Below are 20,460 nucleotides of genomic sequence, written 5' to 3' on the forward strand. Positions count from 1 at the left end.
CCCCGGAGACTGTCCCCCCCCCCAAATTGACGATTTATTAAGTTTTTACCATGGCTTCTTGATGGTGCGATCGCCCTAGGGGTTTTGTCCCTACAGTTAAAAAATGTGCTATCTTGGGGTTAACTATTTGTCAAAAATATCTACAGCTAATGGGTTCGGAGATGGAAATTTTCTCGGAGGTCGGCAATGGCACTACTTTTTAATTTAAATTAAATGTGCTAGTCCGAGAACATCACCCTAGGGATAATGGTGCTAAAACTTATCAAAATCATCAGCCAAAATTAGACGATTATCCTCGGGTAAATAATCGGCGTGGTCAACATCGGATTTTGATGGTTGAGGATAATTATTATAATCGGCAATTACTCCACCAAATTCTATCACCTCATTTGGGAATTAATGCAAGCGGTGGCTACTCAACTTAGTTTTCCCCTGCCACAGGCTGGTCTTGAGCAACAACTTAAACAAGCTAATTTTAAACTAGACCGTTTGGCGCGCTTAGATGGATTAACTCAGGTGGCAAACCGTCGCCGTTTTCATGAATTTTGGTGGCGGGAGTGGCGGCGTATGCAGCGGTAAAAGTTGCCTTTATCCTTGATTCTGTGTGATGTCGATTACTTGAAAAAATATAACGATACTTACGGACATTTAGCGGGTGATAATTGCTTAATTAGAGTGGCTCAAGCTATCCAAGAATCAGCTATGCGTCCGGGGGATTTAGTGGCTCGTTATGGGGGGGAATAGTTTGCCATTATTTGATCAAATACTAACTGCGAAGGTGTTATACAAGTGGCTATGCGAATCCATGTGGCAATTCAACAATTAAATATTCCCCTGCCTCTCTGGTGAGCGATCGCATTACTGTTAGCCAGGGTATTTCTAGCATAATTCCATCTATTAATACCTCCCCGAACTGTTAAAATCCGCAGAGTCTGCCCTATATCAAGCTCAAGAAAAAAGCCGCAATACTTATATGGTATGGAAAATGGAACGGGGCTAATTCTTAATTATTCATTAACTTTTTGATAACCACTTGCTAGTTATAGTATGATCATCTAGTATAGTCATCAATTCGGGATAAATTAACTATGGCTCAAGTTGCTAATTGGGACTGGAAAAAGCTACAAAATGGGTCGGATATTCGGGGAGTCGCCATAGCAGGTGTAGCCAATGAACCAGTTAACCTAACTCCTGAAATTGCCACTATCTTAGGTAAAGCCTTCGCGAGTTGGGTCAGCCAAAAACTGGGTAAAAATACCGCAGAATTAACTATGGCGGTAGGTAGAGATAGTCGTCTATCTGGACCTGTGCTAAGTCAAGCAGTTATGGAGGGAATTATATCCACTGGGGCTCAGGTTTATGATTTGGCGATCGCCTCAACTCCCGCCATGTTTATGAGTACCGTTACCCCCGGCTGGGAATGTGATGGCGCAATTATGTTAACCGCCAGCCACCTCCCCTTTAACCGTAATGGCTTAAAGTTTTTTACCCCCCAAGGCGGCCTAGGAAAGTCGGATATTTCCGAGATTTTGGAGTTAGCGAAACTCAACGATTTTGCCAACTCTCCCACCCCTGGTTCTATTATACAACATGATTTTATTTCTGTCTATGCCGAAGGATTAGTTAATAAAATTCGCCAAGGTGTCAATCATCCCACCAACTTTGAACAGCCTTTAACTGGATTAAAAATAATCGTTGATGCTGGCAATGGTGCGGGGGGATTTTATGCCGAAAAAGTCTTAAAACCCCTAGGCGCTGATACCACAGGCAGCCAATTTTTAGACCCTGACGGCACATTTCCTAATCATGTTCCTAACCCAGAAAATCAAGCCGCTATGGAGTCAATTTGTCAAGCCGTTATTGACAATAAAGCCGATTTTGGTATTATTTTTGATACCGATGTAGATCGGGGTGCAGCCGTTGATAATTTGGGGAAAGAACTTAACCGAAATCGCCTAATTGCTCTAATTTCAGCGATAGTTTTACGAGAAAATCCCGGTTCTGCGATCGTCACTGATTCCATTACTTCCGATGGCTTAACTCATTTTATCGAGCAGGAATTAAAAGGGGTTCATCATCGCTTTAAGCGCGGTTACAAAAATGTAATTAATGAAGCCATACGACTTAATGAAACCGGACAGGAATCTTGGCTGGCTATTGAAACTTCCGGTCATGGTGCTATGAAAGAGAACTACTTTTTAGATGATGGTGCATATTTAGTTAGCAAGCTATTAATTGAACTAGCTAAAACCCACCTACAAGGTAAATCTCTCACCGATTTAATTGCCAATTTACAGGAACCTGCCGAGAGTGAAGAAGTGCGGATCACTATTCAAAATGATGATTTTAAATCATTAGGTAATAACGTGATTGAAAAACTCACTCAGTTTGTCTCCCAACAAACCGACTGGGAAATTGTCCCCAAAAACTACGAGGGGGTTCGGGTTTCCTGTGGGTCGCCCGACGAGGATGGCTGGTTTTTATTGCGCCTATCCCTTCATGATCCGGTTTTACCGTTAAATATTGAATCAAATGTGGTCGGTGGCGTGGCGAAAATTGCTAACCGTTTATTAGGGTTTTTCCAAGGTATCGACTACCTAGATATCTCGACATTTTCGGGGATTAAATAACTCTGATTTCCTGCGTCAGACCTATAGTGGCTGGCGCATTCCCCCCAACCCATAAATTAACCGGATCTAGTATAATCAAGCTATGGCATTAATTACAGCCTATCTGTGTATAGATCCATATCATCAACCTAAGGATGCTTAAATCATGACTCCAGCTAAATCTGCAAATACTGCTGTTAATTATGATATAGAAAATGAAGTTTTAGAACGCTATAAAGCCGGGGCGAAAGATGTTCAGCCTTCCCTGTGTTGTCCGACATCATATAATGGTAATTATCTGGAGATTTTACCATCAGAAATTATTGAGAAAGACTATGGCTGTGGCGACCCCACCCCATATATTAATTCTGGGGAATTGGTGGTAGATTTGGGGTCTGGGGCTGGCAAAAATTGCTATATTATCGCCCAAAAAGTCGGCAAAGATGGGCGAGTAATTGGGGTTGATTTTAATGATGATATGCTGGCGCTTTCCCGTAAGTATCAAGATGAAATTGCCGATAAGTTGGGCTATAAAAATACTGAGTTTGTGAAGGGAAAAATCCAGGATTTGGGGCTAAATTTGGCTATGGTGCAAACCTGGTTAAATGATAATCCTATTACCTCCATAGAAGATGTATCCCGGTTTGAGGCTATGTGCGATCGCCTCCGCCAAGAACAGCCCTTAATCCCTGATGTAACTGTGGATGTAGTCGTGTCTAATTGCGTTCTGAACCTAGTTAAATCTCAGGATAAAGTGAAACTATTTGCCGAGATTTACCGAGTCTTAAAAGTCGGAGGAAGGGCGGTTATTTCTGATATTGTTTGTGACGAACCCCCCACCCAAAAAATTATCAACGACCCCGAATTGTGGAGTGGTTGCATTGCTGGCGCTTTTCAAGAACACGAATTTTTACAAATGTTTGAAAATGCCGGATTTTATGGGGTCGAAATCTTAACCCGTCAGACTGAACCCTGGCAGGTAATTGATGGCATTGAATTTCGGTCTGTAACAGTTTGTGCCTACAAAGGCAAAGAAGGTCCTTGTTTAGAATGCCATCAAGCAGTCATTTATAAGGGACCTTGGAAACAAGTAGTTGATGATGATGGTCATACCCTTTATCGAGGTCAACCTATGGCAGTTTGTGATCAAACCTTTAACATCTATACTAGGAGTCCCTACAGTGACGATATTATCCCAATTCCCCCCTATCAAAATATTGATCTAAAGGATGCTAAAGAGTTTGATTGTCGGCAAAATGCCATCCGCGACCCTAAACTAACTAAAGGTGATAATTACCACATCACCAACATTAATAATGACGGGTCTTGTTGTTCTCCCTCTAGTTGTTGCTAGGGTTCAATTCTCAGGTATTTAACTACAGAAAATCCCAAACCACTATGCGATCGCGTCCTTGGTCTTTTGCCAGATATAAAGCATCATCAGCCAGTCTGAGTAAATCATCTAAAGTTTGGGCGTGTTGTGGGAAACAAGCTACCCCAAAAGAAGCGGTAATTTTGCCGAGATCTCGGCTTTGGTGTTGCAGTTTTAAACCGCGAATTCCCTCACATAAAAACTGGGCGCGATCGCTCGCTATTTCTAGGGTAGTGTCTGGAAAAATTAACGTCATTTCTTCCCCCCCATAACGGCAAGCCGTATCAGAACTTCTGATATTTGTTTGGATGAAATGAGCAATTTCTTGCAAAACTAAGTCCCCAGCTTCATGACCAAAAGTATCATTAAAGCGTTTAAAATGGTCAATATCTATCATGATAATAGATAAGGGTTCATTCTTGCGGTTAGCCTTGGCTAAGGCTTGATTGAGGGTTTCTTGCAGATAGCGACGGTTAAAGAGTCCAGTCAAAGGATCTCGGATACTTTCTAGGCGTAATTGTTCCTGAAGTTTTAAGTTGAATAAAGCCAAAGATAACTGCTCAGTCACAGTGCGCCCTAGTTGTTCGGAAGACTCCATATTAACGAAAGACGATTCAGTAATCATGTATAATAATCCCCAAATTTTGGTTTTGGCAATTAGGGGAATACATAAAGAATATTTAGGTAGCAGTTCAGAATTTATATGATTACAAAATAAACCCGGTTGCTGGTCACTGGCGACATGAATTTTTCCCCTTCGTAACGCCCAACAGTCTTTGAAAGTAAATTTTATCTCCTGATGTGGGAGTTCACCAAATGTAGAAACCACTTCTAAATCCGATTCCGGGCTATTAGGATCTATTACCAATACCGCCCCAGAAAAATCGGGAAAAAGCTGTTTGAGAAATTCCGCAATCGCTTCATATCCCTCCTCAACTGCATCGCAGGCTTGCAGAAATTCAATCATTTTGCTGACAATTTCCATTTCCCGATTTTTTTGCTTGAGATGCTGATAAGTAGTGTGTAATATTTCTTCGGTTTGTTTGCGATCGGTGAAATCTGTAGCAGTCCCTAAAATTTCTTGAACCCGTCCATCTGAATGGCGACTAAAAACGAGATCCCGACTCAGTAACCACCGCCATTCTCCATTGGCTTTTTGAACGCGATATTCTACGGTATATATTTGACCATTTTGTGCTTTGGACATATCTTGAAAGTGTTTTTCGATGATGGGTAAATCTTCAGGATGGATAATTTCATAGAGTAAAGTGCCTCCGGTTTCTTGGATTTTTTCGTAGGTGTATCCTAGGATATCTTGAATATTGCGGTTGATATAAACATTGCGCTTTTTGATGAGGTCGCATATGTACAAAATATTGGGTATATAATCAGTAACTTTCTGAATAAATGTTTTACTGTTTTGGAGTTGTTCAAGCATGAGTTTTCGGGAGGTAATATCTTCAGCAATTCCGGCAAAACGATAGATTTTACCTGATTTATCAGTAACTGGAAAAACCCGCGCTGCTACCCATCTAATTGTACTATCAGGGCGAATAATTCTGTATTCCTCATCAAAAACCAACTTATCCTGAAACTGGCGCTGATATGCTTCTATCACCCGCTGTATATCTTCTGGATGTACAGAATTAATCCAATGTTGAGGGTTTTCGTAGAGACTGGCGCAACTTTGCCCCCAAATTTTCTCGTAGGCAGGATTAATATACAGAATTGTTTGACCATCAAAAGATGTCATAAAAAACACTTCTCGCACTGTTTCAGCAATTTGACGGAATTTTTCCTCGCTTTCTTGGAGGGCAATTTCTGCCTCTTTTTTATCACTAATATCAATCATAATTCCCTGTAGGAATGTGGGGTTCCCTTGGTCATCGAGAACGACTTTGCCGTTATCACGCACCCAGACCACATTTCCTGATCGCGAAAACATCCGATATTCAACACTAAAGTCTTGATTTTCTTGGATACCTTGACGGATTTCTACCAACACGCGATCGCGATCTTCTGGATGCACTAACTCCAGCCAATCCTTACTATTTTTTAACCACTCACTGGCTGAAATACCCAGCCAACGCTGAATTTGAGGACTAACATAAAGTATGCTAAATTTTTCATCTAAATTAGCCGTATAGGTGGCGGCTGGCATTTGTTCAATCAGACGGCGATATTTAGCCTCGGAAGCACTTAACGCCATCTCCGCTTGTCTTTTTTCGGTGATATCAATTACTGAGCCAAATAAGCGTAACGGTTGCTTTTCGGCATCAAATTCTACTCCTCCCATGCCTTGAATATAACGCATTTCTCCACTGGGACGAAATAGACGATATTCTGTATAAAAAGGTTCTCCCGAAGTCAACGATCGCTCCGTATCTTCCGCGTGGCGATCGCGATCATCCGGGTGCATTTTGTCTCGTAATTCTCCTAAAGTCGGTTCCCCTTGGGTCGGCTCCATGCCATAAATCAGGAACACCTCTTCTGACCAGGTAATTTTACCCGAACTTACATTATATTCCCAAGTGCCAATACCCGCTATTTTTTGAGAGTTGAGCAAATCTTGAGTGATTTTATATAATTGATATTCGGTGTGCTTGGCTTGGGTAATATCCTCAGCAATGTAGCAAAACCTCAACTTGTCTAAGCCGGAATTGAGGATAGGCGAAACCGTAACCGATAAGTGATGTTTCCCATCATTTAGGGTGTGAATATACTCAAATTTAATCGGTTTCCCAAGCTGTTGACTTTCCCGATAATGTTGAGACCAAAACTCAATAATTGAGGCGGGTACACCCATTTCACTACACCGGGCATTTTTCAGACATTCAGGACTTACACCCCAAAATTCAGCCGTTGCATTATTACTAAAAATGTGGATAATATCCTCATCTAGGAGTTCTACTACACCCATCATCATGCTGGTGCTATTATAGAAACTAGACAAGATCGCCTCTCGTTCCGCTGCTGCTATTTCTGCTTGTTTGCGTTCGCTAATATCAAAACCATAGCCCACCACTTCTCTGGGTTTTCCCGCCGCATCTAATACTAACCTTAGATGTTCTTGCATCCAGCGATCGCTACCATCCCCATGAAGAAAACGATATTCATAAAAAGATGTGCCCTTGATAAAAACATCACGAACTTTAGCCCAGGCAAAATCTCGGTCTTCGGGATGGATTCTCTCTTCCCAACACTCGACACTTTCTTGAAATTCTTCTGGGGTATATCCTAGGACATTTTTAACATTGCTACTAATGAATGTTATCCTCATAGTTTTCGGGTCACAACTATAGATAATTGCCAAACTTGAATTAAGTAAATCATTCAATCTTTCTTGAAAAAATATTAGCTGTTTTTGCATCTGATTTACGTGATTAATCTCGAGTTTAAGTTGATTGTTGCTTTCGGCAAGTTCAGCGGTTTTTGACTCTACTTGTTCTTCCATGGATGATGCTAATTGGCGATAGGCTTCCTTCTGGGATTCTAACTCTATTTCTGCCCGTTTACGTTCGGTGATATCTTCTCCCGTACCGATTATATATTCCACTTCCCCATCATCATCACATAAAATTGTATTAGACCAGGCAATTAAACGGCGATCGCCTGTTTTCGTCACCCAGTAATTTTCATGATAACTGGGAAAATTCCCCGCTTTTAAATCCTCAAACACCTTTTTGACCGCGTTCACTTCTTCAGGAACTAATAAAATCTCCCAAAAGGGTCTATCTTGAACTTCTTGCCAAGAATATCCCGTAATTTTCACACAGGCTTGATTAAATTTGACGATGTAACCTTGGGTATTTAAAACCACAATTAAAGCCGGAACCGTATCTAAGATAGCCTCGGTAAAATCTCGCTGTTTTTGCAGTTGTTGGTGAGTCTGATGGTGGTCATTCTGCATCTGTTTGAGCCGTTCACCTTGTAATTTATTAACCTGCTGTTGTAGGGCTTCAATGGTATTATAAAGTTCCAGGGGATTAAGAGTTTGCAGTAAACTGGTTTGAGTCAAAATACCCACTAATTGCTGTTGTTGATCACACACCACTAACCGACGGACTCCCCGTTGCTGCATTTGTTCATGGGCTACCCATAAATTTTCTGTGGGGTGCAAACACCATAGGGGGCTACTCATAATGTCAGCCGCCATCACCTGATCAAAATTAAGATCCAGGGCTGAACACTTGACAATATCTCTTTCTGTGACTATTCCTACAGGATGGCACAGGAAACTATCCCCGATTTTGGGTTCAGCAATGACCACACAACTAACCCGATATTCCGCCATCAATTGAGCCAGATGTAAAATAGAAGCGTTAGGGGTAGCATGGAGCACGTCTCGCGTCATGGCTTCGGCGACTTGACGTAATTTGAACAAATCCCCTGGTTGCAAACACTCGCGCAGGGTTTGTGTCGAAATTAATCCCACCAGTTCACCCGTTTTCGACAAAACCGGAAGATGGCGAATCTGATGTTGACGCATCAGGGTAATAGCAGTAAAAATGTCTTGATGGGGTTCTATTGATAGGGTGACTAGATCGCGGGTCATCACCGCCGCTAAGGTTAAATGGTCAAAGCTGCGATATTGGGTAGCCAGGCGGACGAGATCCCTTTCCGTAATTACACCTACCAGTTTTCCCTTTTTTACCGCCAAGACGCAACTTTTCCGGTGTGGCTGAGTTTCCCTGTCAGAGTCACTTTTTGACTGTGGGCTGATCATGGAGATGACCCCCATTAAGGGAGTTTCAGGAGAAGCCGTCAGTGGGTGTCGATCAATTGCCTTATATAACGGCAAATTGGAGAACAGTAGATCTTGGCTAATCATTAGCTTAGTTAGGAAATGGTGAATAGGGATTGATTCTGTGGCACTGGCATCAAATACATTATCCTATGGGCGAATAGCCGGAAACAAAACTAAGAAAGCCGAGGGTGTGATAGCTATTCTAGGTAACACAACCAGACTATGTGAGTGGCTGTTGGCAATTAGAGGTAGGATTGTAGTTAGGTTATTTTGACAGTCTTTTTATGAAATACTTTGTTTCTCGTCTGGTTGCCCTACTGATGGTCGTTACCGTTGCCCTGGTGGGCTGTGGTAACTCACCCGATGGCCTCACAGGAAATTATAGCCAGGATACCTTAGCAGTTGTGAATAGTTTGAGAACTGCGATCGCCTTACCCGAAGATGCCCCAGAAAAGCCCGCCGCCCAAGCGGAAGCCCGGACCCTGATCAATAGTTTCGCTTCCCGCTACCGTCGAGACCCAGCGGTTTCTAGTTCAAGTTCCTTTACTACTATGCGGACGGCTTTAAATGCCCTAGCAGGTCATTACAGTTCCTACCCTAACCGTCCCGTTCCTGATCAACTCAAGCAAAGACTAGAACAGGAGTTTAAACAAGTAGAGGCGGCCGTGAAACGCGGCGCTTAACTCCGGCTAACCTGATGGGGAAATCAACCGAGGCAACTCAATCTGATCTGTAATGATTAAGAGTTGCTTTTATTTGGTATATGTGCTATGGCTAAATCACCGATCGCCTTAAATTGCTTTCACCGTCTGCTGAGTCTCTATAAACCCATGTTAGTGGCTCTATTATTAAGCCTGTTGGCTACTAGCCCAGGGCGATCGCAAACCATAGCCTATTGTCGCCTCTCCCCAGAGGCGATCGCCGAAAAAGAAACCCTGCGCCAAACTGCCTTATCTGGGGATAGCAACGCCCAACAGCAATATAACCAGATCCTGATTCAACACGCCCAAGCTGTATATCGCTGTCGTCAGCAAAGCCGCCCCCAAAATCAAGCTATTTGGTTAAGACTATATAGCTGTGATGCCCAACCCGGAGCCCTCGAAAAACTGTTAGATGACATCATCAACAAAGGCTATAACCAAGTTTACCTAGAAGTATTTTATGACGCTCAGGTGTTACTTCCCGCCGCCAATAACCCCACCCCTTGGCCGTCAGTCATGCGATCGCCCGGTTTAGAACAAGTAGACCTCATGGCGCAAACAATCCAAAAAGGCAGACAACGGGGGCTACAGGTTTACGCCTGGATGTTTATGCTCAACTTTGGTTATACCTACACCCTACTACCTAATCGCGCCGGAGTCCTTGCCGTCAATGGTAGTGGCGAAACCACCGTTACCGCTAATTTAGACGGCACCGCCAGCAACGATTTTGGGGAAAGCTACATCAATCAGGGTTTCGTTGATCCCTATCATCCCACCGCACGACAAGATTTTAATACCCTCCTGAATGCCGTCCTCCGCCGTCGCCCCAGTGGTGTTCTGTTTGACTATGTTCGCTATCCCAGAGGTTTGGGACCTCAATCAGTAGCCAGCCGAGTTAAGGATTTATGGATTTATGGGGATGCTTCCCAGTCCGCCTTGCTGCAACGGGCCAACAACGACCGGGGACGGGAACTGCTACAACGCTATGTTAGCCAGGGTTTTTTGACAGAAAATGATGTTAATCAGATCAATCAAAAGTATCCTGAGCAAGCACAGCCACAGGAAGCACAGCCACAGGAAGCACAGCCACAGGAAAAACTACCCCTGTGGCATGATGAAACGGCCCTACCGGCTCTCAGTGGCATTCCCAGCCTGGGAAATACCTTTAATCAACAATTGTGGCGGTTGAGTGTCGCTCACGCCCAACAGGGGATTCTGGACTTTTTAAATATATTTAGCCAGCCAGTACAATCGCGCGGCATTCCGGCGGGGGCCGTGTTTTTCCCGGAGGCTAACCGCCGCGTTGGGGAGCAAGGTTTTGATTCCAGGTTGCAACCTTGGGATCGGTTCTCTAGTGCGATCGAATGGCATCCCATGGCCTATGGAGTTTGTGGCACCACAAGCTGTATAGTTGAACAAGTGGCAACTGTTGCTAACCGAGCCCAACCGGGAACTAAAATTATCCCAGCGATCGCCGGAGACTGGGGCAAATCCATTAAAAACCGCCCCCCCCTAGAACATCAGATGCGCGACATTATCAATGCTATTCCCCAAATCCAGTCTATCAGCCATTATTCCTACGATTGGCAAGAACCACAACTTACACGCGATCGTCAATCATGTCGGTAATCAGCAAAACCTTTAAACTAGAAGATGATACTTTCCCCTCTTCTATACTGTCGTTCATAACTAAGGAGTTATAACTTTGAAAAGCGCACAACCCCAACAGGGTTTACCAGCCATTGTTCTGGGAATTATCGTCGCACTGGCTATTCTGATTGGGCTTAATGCTTTTGTAATTATTAATCCTGGTCAAGCCGCCGTGTTAAGTATTCTCGGAAAAGCCCAGGATGGCGCACTATTAGAGGGGTTACACTTTAAGCCGCCCCTAATTTCTGCAGTCGATGTTTATGATGTCACCGTCCAGAAGTTTGAAGTTCCCGCCCAAAGTTCCACCAAGGACCTACAACAACTTTCCGCCAGTTTTGCCATTAACTTCCGCCTCGACCCGGTAAATGTCGTGCAGATCCGCCGGGAACAAGGTACTCTCCAAAATGTGGTATCTAAAATTGTTGCCCCTCAAACCCAGGAATCTTTTAAAATTGCTGCTGCTAAACGTACCATTGAGGAAGCAATTACCCAGCGCGAGCAACTGAAAGCAGATTTTGACGAGGCTCTGGTGTCACGATTAGATAAATATGGCATTATCGTTTTAGATACCAGTGTTGTCGATCTGACTTTCTCCCCCGAATTTGCTCGCGCCGTTGAAGAAAAACAAATCGCTGAACAACGGGCGCGCCGGGCTGTCTATGTCGCCAAAGAAGCTGAACAACAAGCCCAAGCCGACATTAACCGCGCTAAGGGTCGGGCGGAAGCTCAACGCTTATTAGCCGAAACTCTCAAGGCTCAAGGTGGTGAGTTGGTACTGCAAAAAGAGGCGATCGAGGCTTGGCGACAAGGGGGCTCTCAAATGCCTAAAGTCCTGATTTTGGGTGATTCTAAAAGTAAGGTTCCCTTCTTATTCAATGTCGGCGATCTAACCAAATCCTAATCATTTTCACCCAGTTGTTATTTCCTAGTAGGGGCATCCGCCCCTATTTAAACTATTAAGATTTGCCAGTAAAGCCCTTAGCTAAAATATGAATATATTAACTCTACAATCAGTTCAAAAAGACTTCGGAACTAAAGAAATTCTTAGGGATGCTAACCTGAATTTAGGGGTTATGGATAAGGTGGGTTTAATTGGCACTAATGGTTCCGGAAAATCCACCCTCTTAAAAATGATTGTAGGTAGCGAACATATTGATGGCGGTCAACTCTGGGTTAACCCGAAAATTAAACTTATATATTTGCCTCAACAACCCGAACTTGATGAAAATAACACCGTTTTAGAACAGGTTTTTGCCGATAGTGGTGATAAACTCCATCTGATTCAGGAGTATGAGGAACTTTCCTTAAAAATTGCTAAATTTCCCGATGATGAAAGCCTCATGACTCGCTTTTCCCAAATTATGCAGCGCATGGATGCTAGTAATGCTTGGGAGTTGGAAACTCAGGCTAAAATTATTTTAACTAAATTGGGAATCGAAGATTTTGATGCCACAATTGGCAGCCTTTCGGGAGGATATCGCAAACGTATTGCTTTGGCGGCGGCGCTGTTACGAGAACCCGATGTTTTATTAATGGATGAACCCACTAACCATCTCGATGCTATGTCTGTGGAATGGTTACAGGATTATCTGAATAGTTATCGGGGTGCTTTGTTTTTAATTACTCACGATCGCTATTTTTTAGATAAAGTCACCAACCGCATTATTGAAATCGATCGCGGTGATTTATATACCTACTCCGGCAACTATTCCTATTACCTGGAAAAAAAAGCCGGAATGGAAGATGTAGCCGTTAGCCAACAACATAAACATAAAGGGGTTTTGCGCCGAGAATTAGAATGGTTAAAGCGGGGGCCAAAAGCTAGAAGCACTAAGCAAAAAGCCCGGATTCAACGCATTGAAGAAATGCAGGATGTTGAGTTTAAATCTACCCTCGGTAAAGTCGAAATTTCTACCCCTGGTCGCCGCATTGGTAAGAAAGTAATTGAGTTAAAGAATATTGCAAAATCCTATGATGACAAAACTTTGATTAAGGATTTTACCTATACATTTAACCCCCAAGACCGCGTGGGAATTATTGGCAGTAATGGAGTCGGAAAATCTACCCTTTTAGATTTGATTACGGGTCGGGTTCAACCGGACTCGGGAAGTGTCGAAATTGGCAGCACTATTCATATAGGCTATTTTGACCAACATTGTGACAACCTGTTGGAGGCGATGAATGAAAATCAGCGGGTTATTGATTATTTAAAAGAAGTGGCAGAATATGTGACTACCGCTGACGGAACCCAAATTACGGCTTCCCAAATGTTGGAGAGGTTTCTATTTCCTCCCGCCCAACAATATGCTCCCTTAAATAAGCTATCTGGCGGCGAAAAACGGCGTTTGTTTCTATTGCGGGTATTAATGGAAGCACCTAATGTTCTGATTTTAGATGAACCGACTAATGATTTAGATGTGCAGACTCTTTCGGTATTAGAAGAGTATTTAGAGGAGTTTAATGGATGCGCGATTGTCGTATCTCACGATCGCTATTTTTTAGATCGCACCGTCGATATGATTTTCGCCTTTGAGTCTCAGGGAGTCCTCCGTCAATATCCCGGTAATTATTCGGTTTATTTGGACTATAAACAAGCCGAAGAAGCCGAAAAAGCCGCTAAAGCACAATCACAGCAAATCCAGATTGAGGCTACCCCCAGCCAACCAGAACCGGAAAAATCCCCCCGCTATTCCTGGGGAAAAGACGGACGGCGCAAACTTTCATCTAAGGAAAAGCGAGAGTATGAAAACCTGGAAAAAGAAATCGCTAAGTTAGAGGAGAAAAAACAGCAGTTAGAGGCGGAACTTTACCAAGCATCATCAACTTCTGTAAGTCGGGTTCAGGAGTTGCACCAGCAAGTTGAGTCTTTGGCGATCGAAATTGATCAGGCGACAGAAAGATGGATGGAGTTGGCAGAAATTGCCAGTTGAGCTTAGAATAGGGGGGGTCTAGGCTTAAAAAATCACCATTTCACTGTAGCATCTTGAGCAAAAAATTATCATGGCTAAGTTAGACCCGCTTCCCGAAATTCTTGATGCCCTAGCCAGGTCAATGGAAAAGCAATTCCAGGGGGGATTATGTTCGATTTTACTATGCGACCACGGGAAACTACACCACGGCGCAGCCCCTAATTTACCCAAGGCTTACTCCGAGGCTTTAGATGGGATGCTCATTGGTCCGGAAGCCGGTTCCTGTGGAAAAGCTGCTTTTTGTCGGGATATTGTCATCGTTGCTGACATTGCTACTGACCCCCTATGGCAAAACTTCAGACATTTAGCCCTAGAATATCAATTGCGGGCTTGTTGGTCGGCTCCGGCGATCGGTAGTGACCAAGAGATTTTAGGAACTTTTGCGGTTTATTTCAAGACCTGTCGCACTCCCCAAAATCAAGACTTAGAAATTCTCAGCCTCAGCGCCCATATTGCCTCTATTGCTATTGAGCGCGATCGCACTACCCAAGCCTTAGCCGACTTAAATCAACAGTTAGAAGTGCGTGTAGAAGAACGTACCGCCGCCCTCCGAGAAAGTGAAGCTAAGTTAGAAGCAATGCTCAATTTTGCTCCGGCGGTAATTTATGTCAAAGACCTACAAGGACGACATATCTTTGTTAACAGAGCATTTCTGAAATTATTTAACTGTACTCTAGCAGATATCATTGGCAAAGTTAACCATGATTTTTACCTCCCCGAAGTGGCTGATGTTTTTGAAAAACATGACCGCATAGTAATTGAATCTTGTCACTTCCATCAGTTTGAGGAAGATGTGAAAATCCATGATAAAAATTATACTTTCCTCTCCCATAAGTTTATCCTGTTTGACCAAAATCAACAACCCTACGCCCTCTGTGGTATTTCCAATGATATTACCCAGCGCCAGGCTTTCTACAATGCCCTCCAACGCAGCCAAGAACAACTCAAGGCAACTTTACAAGCGATTCCTGACCTAGTATTTAGACTGAACAGCCAAGGGGAATATTTGGCTATTTATCCATCCGAATATGTCGGCAATTTAGTAGATACCAAACTAGCCATTGGTCACTCTATTATGGAACTATTACCCCCCCCTATTGCTGCCAAATATAGTCAGGTTACGCAAACCGCCCTAGCCACCAAAACCCTACAAACCTATGAACAAGATGTAGTGATTGATGGAGTTTTGCGCCATGAAGAAGTGCGGGTGGCTCCCTGTGGTGACAATGAGGTAGTTTTTGTAATTAGGGATATTACCGAACAGGAAGCAGCACTTAGGGAACGCCAAAAAGCCGCCGACACTATCAAGAAAAGTGAAGACCGATTTGGGCGCATTGCTAATAATATGCCGGGGGTTTTATATCAATATGTTTTGCATCCTGATGGCTCCCATAATTTTATGTATATGAGTGAACGCTGTCAAGAAATTTTTGGCTTAGATGCTGATACAATTACCCGAGATGCTAATCAGTTATTCCAACTTTTTGAAGCGGAAGATTTTATATCTCTAAAAGCATCAATTTTGCTATCTGCAACTACCTTAAAAACCTGGTCTTGGGAAGGTAAATTAGTCACTCCATCTGGTGAAAATAAATGGATACAGGGCATTTCTCAACCGGAACAACAAGTTAATGGCGATATTGTTTGGGATGGGGTAGTTGTAGACATCAGTGAACGTAAATTGATGGAAATTGAATTGCAAAAAACTGTAGCCGAGTTAGACCGAGCTACCCGCCTTAAAGATGAGTTTCTGGCGAATATGAGCCATGAACTGCGTACCCCTCTTAATGGGATTTTGGGGATGTCGGAAGCATTAAAAGAAGGAATATTAGGGGCTTTGAACTCTAATCAACATCATGCGATCGCCATGATTGAAAAAAGTGGGAAACACTTACTAGAATTAATTAGCGATATTCTCGATATATCTAAGATAGAAGCGGGGAAACTAGAACTATATTTAACTGAAGTCCGAGTTCAGGAACTCTGTACTTCTAGTTTAACTTTGGTCAATCACTTGGCGTTTACCAAACAAATTAATATAGAGATTAATATTCCCCAAGCATTAGAAAAAACTTTGATAAAAGTAGATAATCGGCGGCTGCGTCAAGTGCTAATTAACTTGCTCAGTAATGCGTTAAAATTTACGCATAAATCTGGTAAAATTAACTTAAATGTGGGCATCAAAACATCTCCTAATGCGGCTATTTCAACTCCTCAATCTATCTATTTTTCAGTGATAGATAACGGAATTGGGATTGCTCCCGATGATTTAAATAAACTGTTTTTACCTTTCACCCAAATTGATAGTAGTCTCAATCGTCAATATAGTGGTACGGGACTCGGATTAGCTTTAGTTAAACAAATCATAGAATTACATGGCGGTTGTGTTGAGGTGAGCAGTCAACTGGGGAAAGGTAGCTGTTTTACAGTTTATTTACCCTATCAAGAAACCTCAAATTATGTTACCAATTTACTAAATAAATCCAACTGGCAATTACCGAGTTATTTTACTGTTAATAATCCCAAATCTCCGTTAATTATGTTAGCGCTAAATAACCAACCATTACTGATTACACTGTCTAGTTATCTGGAAGCTAAAGGCTATAGTTTATTGATATCCCAAAATGGACAGGAGGCGATCGCTTTAATCGAATCCCAATCTCCCCAATTAGTTTTAATTGATATTCAAATACCTGTGCTTGATGGTTTAGCAGCCATTACATATATTCGCCAAAATCTCAAGTTAACTAACTTACCAATTATTGCATTAACCGCCTTAGACACCACTGGCGAACCTGAAAAATGCCGAGAAGCTGGAGCTAATGAATATCTAACTAAACCCATTCAATTAAAACAGTTATCTAACCTAATTCAAAACCTTTTAAACCCCTAACCTTGTGCCTATAGTCCAACCCCTAATCAGAGCCAGTCCCGTTAACTATCGCCCCCTCAATTATAGCAATAAATCTAGGCAATATGTTAATTTTTGATAAAGTTTCCATCTCATCAGAAACCCTGAGATATAATTGAATTGAGAAGTACAGACCTGATGAGGGTTTGGGTTAGTGGCTGGGGGTTTTATCATGGCTGCGATCGCACAATTTTGGCCATAGAAATAGCATCGAATCGACGAGTCAACTACCCTAACCCTAGGTGTACTACCCGGAGTTTTATATTAATTTGGAGGACTACTTACAATGGATGATGAATTTTCCGATTTTGATGAATCTCAACTAGAACGTGATGCGGAAACCGAAACCGAGCTAATTATTCATGATTCGGAAGCCGAAATAGAACCAACTTTTGATGATTCGGAACCGGAAATAGAGCCAACTTTTGACGATTAGGAAGCCGAAACCGAGCTAATTATTGATGATTCGGAAGCCGAAATACAACCAACTTTTGATGATTCGGAAGCCGAAACCGAGCCTATTGTTGATGATTCGGAACCGGAAATAGAACCAACTTTTGATGATTCGGAGCCGGAAATAGAATCCGAACCGGAAACCGAGCCTATTGTTGATGATTCGGAAACAGAATCCGAACCTGAAACAGAATCCGAATCGGAAACCGAGCCTATTGTTGATGATTCAGACACAGAATCCGAATCGGAAACCGAGCCTATTGTTGATGATTCAGACACAGAATCCGAATCGGAAACCGAGCCTATTGTTGATGATTCAGACACAGAATCCGAATCGGAAACCGAGCCTATTGTTGATGATTCAGACACAGAATCCGAATCGGAAACCGAGCCTATTGCATTAGAACCAGAACCAGAACCGGAGCCTATTGCATTACAACCGCAACCGCAACCGCAACCGCAACCAGAACCAGAACCAGAATTAGAAGCGCAGCCTATTGCATTACAACCGGAACCGGAACCGCAACCGGGACTGTTTTTTGAGGAACCTGTCGCCTCTCAAGAATCTCTTTTCTTTCCGATTCAACTTCCGACTTTTGATGAAACATCAATATCAATAGGACCCGAACAACTGGGAATAGAAGCAATTAATCAATTGATTAATTTGGATAATTTCATCCCAGAAATCCCGGAAGTTTTACCAGGAGGTAATGATGGGTCGATTACTCAACCTTTCCCCAATCAGTGGTTTGGTAGTGACAATAATGATGTAATTATTGGGACAGCATCAGATGAAACTTTGCTAGGTTTTCAAGGTGATGATTTCCTGAACGGTGTCGAGGGAAATAATACTCTGTTTGGTGGTCGGGGTAATGATACCCTAGTTGCTGGTAATGCTGATGATATCTTATTAGGAAATAAGGATGATGATCTGCTATTTGGAGGAAACGGTAATGATTCCCTTTATGGTGGTCAGGGTAATGATACCCTGATCGCAGGTGATGGTAATGATATTTTGTTTGGAGACAAGGGTAATGATATCCTATATGGAGGAGCAAAAGGTACTGATACTCTCGTGGGAGGGGAGGGAAATGATACTTTTGTAATGCTTCCGGGGGAAGGTTACAGCATAGTAAGTGACTTCGATATCAATCAAGATATCATTGTTTTAATCGGTAATCCTGATGACTATCGACTTGAGGTGACACCAACGGAGGTTAATAATGGCACAGCTATTTATATAGCGGGTTCTGACCAACTGGTTGGTATCATAGACCAGGTGATTGATGTGAGTTTAGAAGATAGCAATATCTTCAGTTTTTTCTAGGTTAATCTAGTTGTCAGTGCGATCGCTTTTGGGAGTCAGGGAACCTCGGCTAAAGCGGCTTTAACTACTTCCACGCCAGCGCCGGGAAGGTGTGCGTTTTCGCTTAAATGTCGCTTCCAGGCTTTAGTTCCTGGTTGTCCAGCGAAAAGTTGTAGAATATGGCGGACAACGCTGTTAAGCCGCCCTCCCTGACTTAACCAATTTTCGATATAGGGAAGCATTTGTTCTACTACTTGATGACGGGTGGGTGGGTTGATATTGTCGCCGTAAATTTCTCGGTCGGCGATCGCAAATAAATAGGGATTATCATAGGCGGCGCGACCCATCATTACCGCATCGACTTTTTTTAGTTGTTGTTTCACCTGTTCAAGGGTAGTAAATCCTCCATTAATTTCAATTGTCAAATGGGGAAATTCTGCCTTGAGACGGTGAACATCTCCATAACGCAGGGGGGGTATATTTCGGTTATCTTTGGGGCTTAATCCTTGTAGCCATGCTTTGCGCGCGTGAACGGTAAAACGCTGACACCCAGAGGCGGCGACCACCCGCACAAATGCGGTCATATCTTCATAGCGATCGCGATTATCGATACCAATACGATGCTTAACTGTTACGGGAATATTAACGGCTTTTTTCATGGCTGATATAGCTTCAGCAACTCTTTCGGGTTCCGCCATTAAACAAGCGCCAAAGTTACCATTTTGCACCCGCGCACTCGGACAACCCACGTTCAGGTTAATCTCATCATAACCCCAATCTTCGGCGATTTTAGCACAGGTCGCCAGTTGTTCAGGATCATCTCCCCCAACCTGAAGAGCGAGGGGTTTTTCGACTGGTGAAAAGTCCAGTAATTTGTGGCGATCGCCGTTAATAATTGCCGCACTTGTCACCATTTCTGTATACAGTAGGGGGCGGCGGGTAATTTGTCGCATGAAGTAACGAAAATGGCGATCGGTCCGATCCATCATGGGTGCAATACTCAGGATATGACTTCGATAATTGTCCTCACTTAACCTGGGTTCGCGACTCATGGCTGTCATGTTTACCATCATAGGCTATGCTACAATTAGACTATCTAATAATTGTATACCATTACTGGTTTTTCTGGCAATCTTTCCCCCCACAACAAATTTAGGCAAACATGACTGGGCGGCATATATTCCCGGCGACATCATCCATATTAATAAAATAGCGATTTCCGCAAATATCACAGCTAAAACTTGATATAATTGCTGGGCTTACTGATGACTTACTGAGTCCATAATTAACCATGCTAGAACCAGGGACATTACTGTTCAAACTTCAACAGCAAACCGCACGGGCTTTAGAGGTCGGTGCATTACAGCCTATTAGCACCCATTACCAAATTGTAGAACAGGCGGAAATCCCTTTTTTGGTCAGGGTGATAGATAATCTACAACGCAAGGCTACAGCCCAGCAAAAGCAGGTCACCACCCAGACCGTCACCGGGGTAGAATTTAATCCTTTTTTACCCTATGATCCTGATTTATTTGTGGAGAATTTATCAGTTACTCATGTGGGTTTACTTAATAAGTTTAATGTCGTCGATTATCATCTGTTAATAGTAACGCGGGATTTTCAAGAACAGGATAGTTTACTAACCTTAGAAGATTTTGAGGCTATGTGGCTGGCTTTGACCGAAATTGACGGTTTAGCCTTCTATAATGGTGGTCGAGAGGCGGGGGCTAGTCAACGCCATA

At 42.9% G+C, this 20,460-nt stretch carries 15 protein-coding genes and 1 pseudogene; 12 read left to right on the forward strand and 4 right to left on the reverse strand.

The features are described 5' to 3' along the window. Positions 1-252 precede the first annotated feature (252 nt). Positions 253-384: a hypothetical protein gene (locus tag B9T16_RS13615; protein WP_410245021.1), complete on the reverse strand. Its 132-nt coding sequence runs from the start codon at positions 382-384 to the stop codon at positions 253-255. A 15-nt stretch (positions 385-399) separates the two neighbouring features. On the opposite strand from B9T16_RS13615, the gene B9T16_RS13620 reads away from it, so the two are divergent. The 4 genes from B9T16_RS13620 to B9T16_RS13635 all read left to right on the forward strand — a co-directional run bounded on the left by B9T16_RS13620 (position 400) and on the right by B9T16_RS13635 (position 3,963). Next, entirely contained in the window at positions 400-579 is a 180-nt protein-coding gene (locus tag B9T16_RS13620) for a histidine kinase (protein WP_410245022.1), read from the forward strand. A 3-nt stretch (positions 580-582) separates the two neighbouring features. Continuing rightward, positions 583-744 carry a diguanylate cyclase domain-containing protein gene (locus B9T16_RS13625; protein WP_286171663.1) on the forward strand — a complete coding sequence of 54 codons (162 nt, stop codon included), beginning with the start codon at positions 583-585 and terminating at the stop codon, positions 742-744. A 344-nt stretch (positions 745-1,088) separates the two neighbouring features. Further along, positions 1,089-2,630 carry a phosphomannomutase/phosphoglucomutase gene (locus B9T16_RS13630; RefSeq protein ID WP_410245023.1) on the forward strand — a complete coding sequence of 514 codons (1,542 nt, stop codon included), beginning with the start codon at positions 1,089-1,091 and terminating at the stop codon, positions 2,628-2,630. Between the two features lie 145 nt (positions 2,631-2,775). Further along, positions 2,776-3,963: a methyltransferase domain-containing protein gene (locus B9T16_RS13635; protein ID WP_410245024.1), complete on the forward strand. Its 1,188-nt coding sequence runs from the start codon at positions 2,776-2,778 to the stop codon at positions 3,961-3,963. 22 nt (positions 3,964-3,985) lie between these two features. On the opposite strand, the gene B9T16_RS13640 is transcribed toward B9T16_RS13635, so the two are convergent. Beyond that, the gene (locus tag B9T16_RS13640) at positions 3,986-8,812 is read right to left on the reverse strand and encodes a PAS domain-containing protein (RefSeq protein ID WP_410245025.1); all 4,827 of its coding nucleotides are present in this window, start codon (positions 8,810-8,812) and stop codon (positions 3,986-3,988) included. A gap of 200 nt (positions 8,813-9,012) precedes the next feature. Between B9T16_RS13640 and psb27 the strand changes: the two genes are divergently transcribed. The 6 genes from psb27 to B9T16_RS13670 all read left to right on the forward strand — a co-directional run bounded on the left by psb27 (position 9,013) and on the right by B9T16_RS13670 (position 17,395). Beyond that, positions 9,013-9,411 carry a photosystem II protein Psb27 gene (psb27, locus tag B9T16_RS13645; protein WP_410245026.1) on the forward strand — a complete coding sequence of 133 codons (399 nt, stop codon included), beginning with the start codon at positions 9,013-9,015 and terminating at the stop codon, positions 9,409-9,411. A gap of 87 nt (positions 9,412-9,498) precedes the next feature. Next, entirely contained in the window at positions 9,499-11,058 is a 1,560-nt protein-coding gene (locus tag B9T16_RS13650; protein ID WP_014275777.1) for a family 10 glycosylhydrolase, read from the forward strand. Between the two features lie 76 nt (positions 11,059-11,134). Further along, positions 11,135-11,980 (forward strand): prohibitin family protein, encoded by an 846-nt coding sequence (locus tag B9T16_RS13655; protein ID WP_006619320.1) that lies wholly within the window; start codon positions 11,135-11,137, stop codon positions 11,978-11,980. 88 nt (positions 11,981-12,068) lie between these two features. Continuing rightward, positions 12,069-14,009, forward strand: coding sequence for an ABC-F family ATP-binding cassette domain-containing protein (locus B9T16_RS13660; protein WP_006619321.1), 1,941 nt, complete (start codon positions 12,069-12,071; stop codon positions 14,007-14,009). A gap of 70 nt (positions 14,010-14,079) precedes the next feature. Then, positions 14,080-16,941, forward strand: coding sequence for an ATP-binding protein (locus B9T16_RS13665; RefSeq protein ID WP_410245027.1), 2,862 nt, complete (start codon positions 14,080-14,082; stop codon positions 16,939-16,941). Between the two features lie 304 nt (positions 16,942-17,245). Further along, entirely contained in the window at positions 17,246-17,395 is a 150-nt protein-coding gene (locus B9T16_RS13670) for a hypothetical protein (protein WP_410245028.1), read from the forward strand. Here the strand turns inward: B9T16_RS13670 and B9T16_RS13675 are convergent. Continuing rightward, a complete protein-coding gene (locus B9T16_RS13675) occupies positions 17,392-17,781 on the reverse strand; it encodes a hypothetical protein (RefSeq protein ID WP_014275774.1) in 390 nt (129 codons plus the stop codon). The genes B9T16_RS13670 and B9T16_RS13675 overlap by 4 nt on opposite strands. 295 nt (positions 17,782-18,076) lie before the next feature. On the opposite strand from B9T16_RS13675, the gene B9T16_RS13680 reads away from it, so the two are divergent. Next, a complete protein-coding gene (locus B9T16_RS13680) occupies positions 18,077-18,739 on the forward strand; it encodes a calcium-binding protein (protein ID WP_231852233.1) in 663 nt (220 codons plus the stop codon). Positions 18,740-18,774: 35 nt separating this feature from the next. Here B9T16_RS13680 and dusA read toward each other — a convergent pair whose 3' ends face one another. After that, complete coding sequence (gene dusA / locus B9T16_RS13685; RefSeq protein ID WP_035737825.1) at positions 18,775-19,791, reverse strand: tRNA dihydrouridine(20/20a) synthase DusA; 1,017 nt, start codon at positions 19,789-19,791, stop codon at positions 18,775-18,777. A gap of 218 nt (positions 19,792-20,009) precedes the next feature. On the opposite strand from dusA, the pseudogene B9T16_RS13690 reads away from it, so the two are divergent. After that, a pseudogene (locus B9T16_RS13690) lies at positions 20,010-20,460 on the forward strand (phosphorylase); the annotation flags it as partial.

The sequence above is a fragment of the Arthrospira sp. PCC 8006 genome (genome assembly GCF_046480465.1).
GTDB lineage: Bacteria > Cyanobacteriota > Cyanobacteriia > Cyanobacteriales > Microcoleaceae > Limnospira > Limnospira platensis.

Coding starts and splice junctions, on each gene's coding strand:
- B9T16_RS13650 (WP_014275777.1), top strand. CDS start 9,499: ATGGCTAAATCACCGATCGCCTTAAATTGCTTTCACCGTCTGCTGAGT.
- dusA (WP_035737825.1), bottom strand. CDS start 19,791: ATGATGGTAAACATGACAGCCATGAGTCGCGAACCCAGGTTAAGTGAG.
- B9T16_RS13630 (WP_410245023.1), top strand. CDS start 1,089: ATGGCTCAAGTTGCTAATTGGGACTGGAAAAAGCTACAAAATGGGTCG.
- B9T16_RS13620 (WP_410245022.1), top strand. CDS start 400: ATGCAAGCGGTGGCTACTCAACTTAGTTTTCCCCTGCCACAGGCTGGT.
- B9T16_RS13665 (WP_410245027.1), top strand. CDS start 14,080: ATGGCTAAGTTAGACCCGCTTCCCGAAATTCTTGATGCCCTAGCCAGG.
- psb27 (WP_410245026.1), top strand. CDS start 9,013: ATGAAATACTTTGTTTCTCGTCTGGTTGCCCTACTGATGGTCGTTACC.
- B9T16_RS13660 (WP_006619321.1), top strand. CDS start 12,069: ATGAATATATTAACTCTACAATCAGTTCAAAAAGACTTCGGAACTAAA.
- B9T16_RS13635 (WP_410245024.1), top strand. CDS start 2,776: ATGACTCCAGCTAAATCTGCAAATACTGCTGTTAATTATGATATAGAA.
- B9T16_RS13640 (WP_410245025.1), bottom strand. CDS start 8,812: ATGATTAGCCAAGATCTACTGTTCTCCAATTTGCCGTTATATAAGGCA.
- B9T16_RS13670 (WP_410245028.1), top strand. CDS start 17,246: ATGGATGATGAATTTTCCGATTTTGATGAATCTCAACTAGAACGTGAT.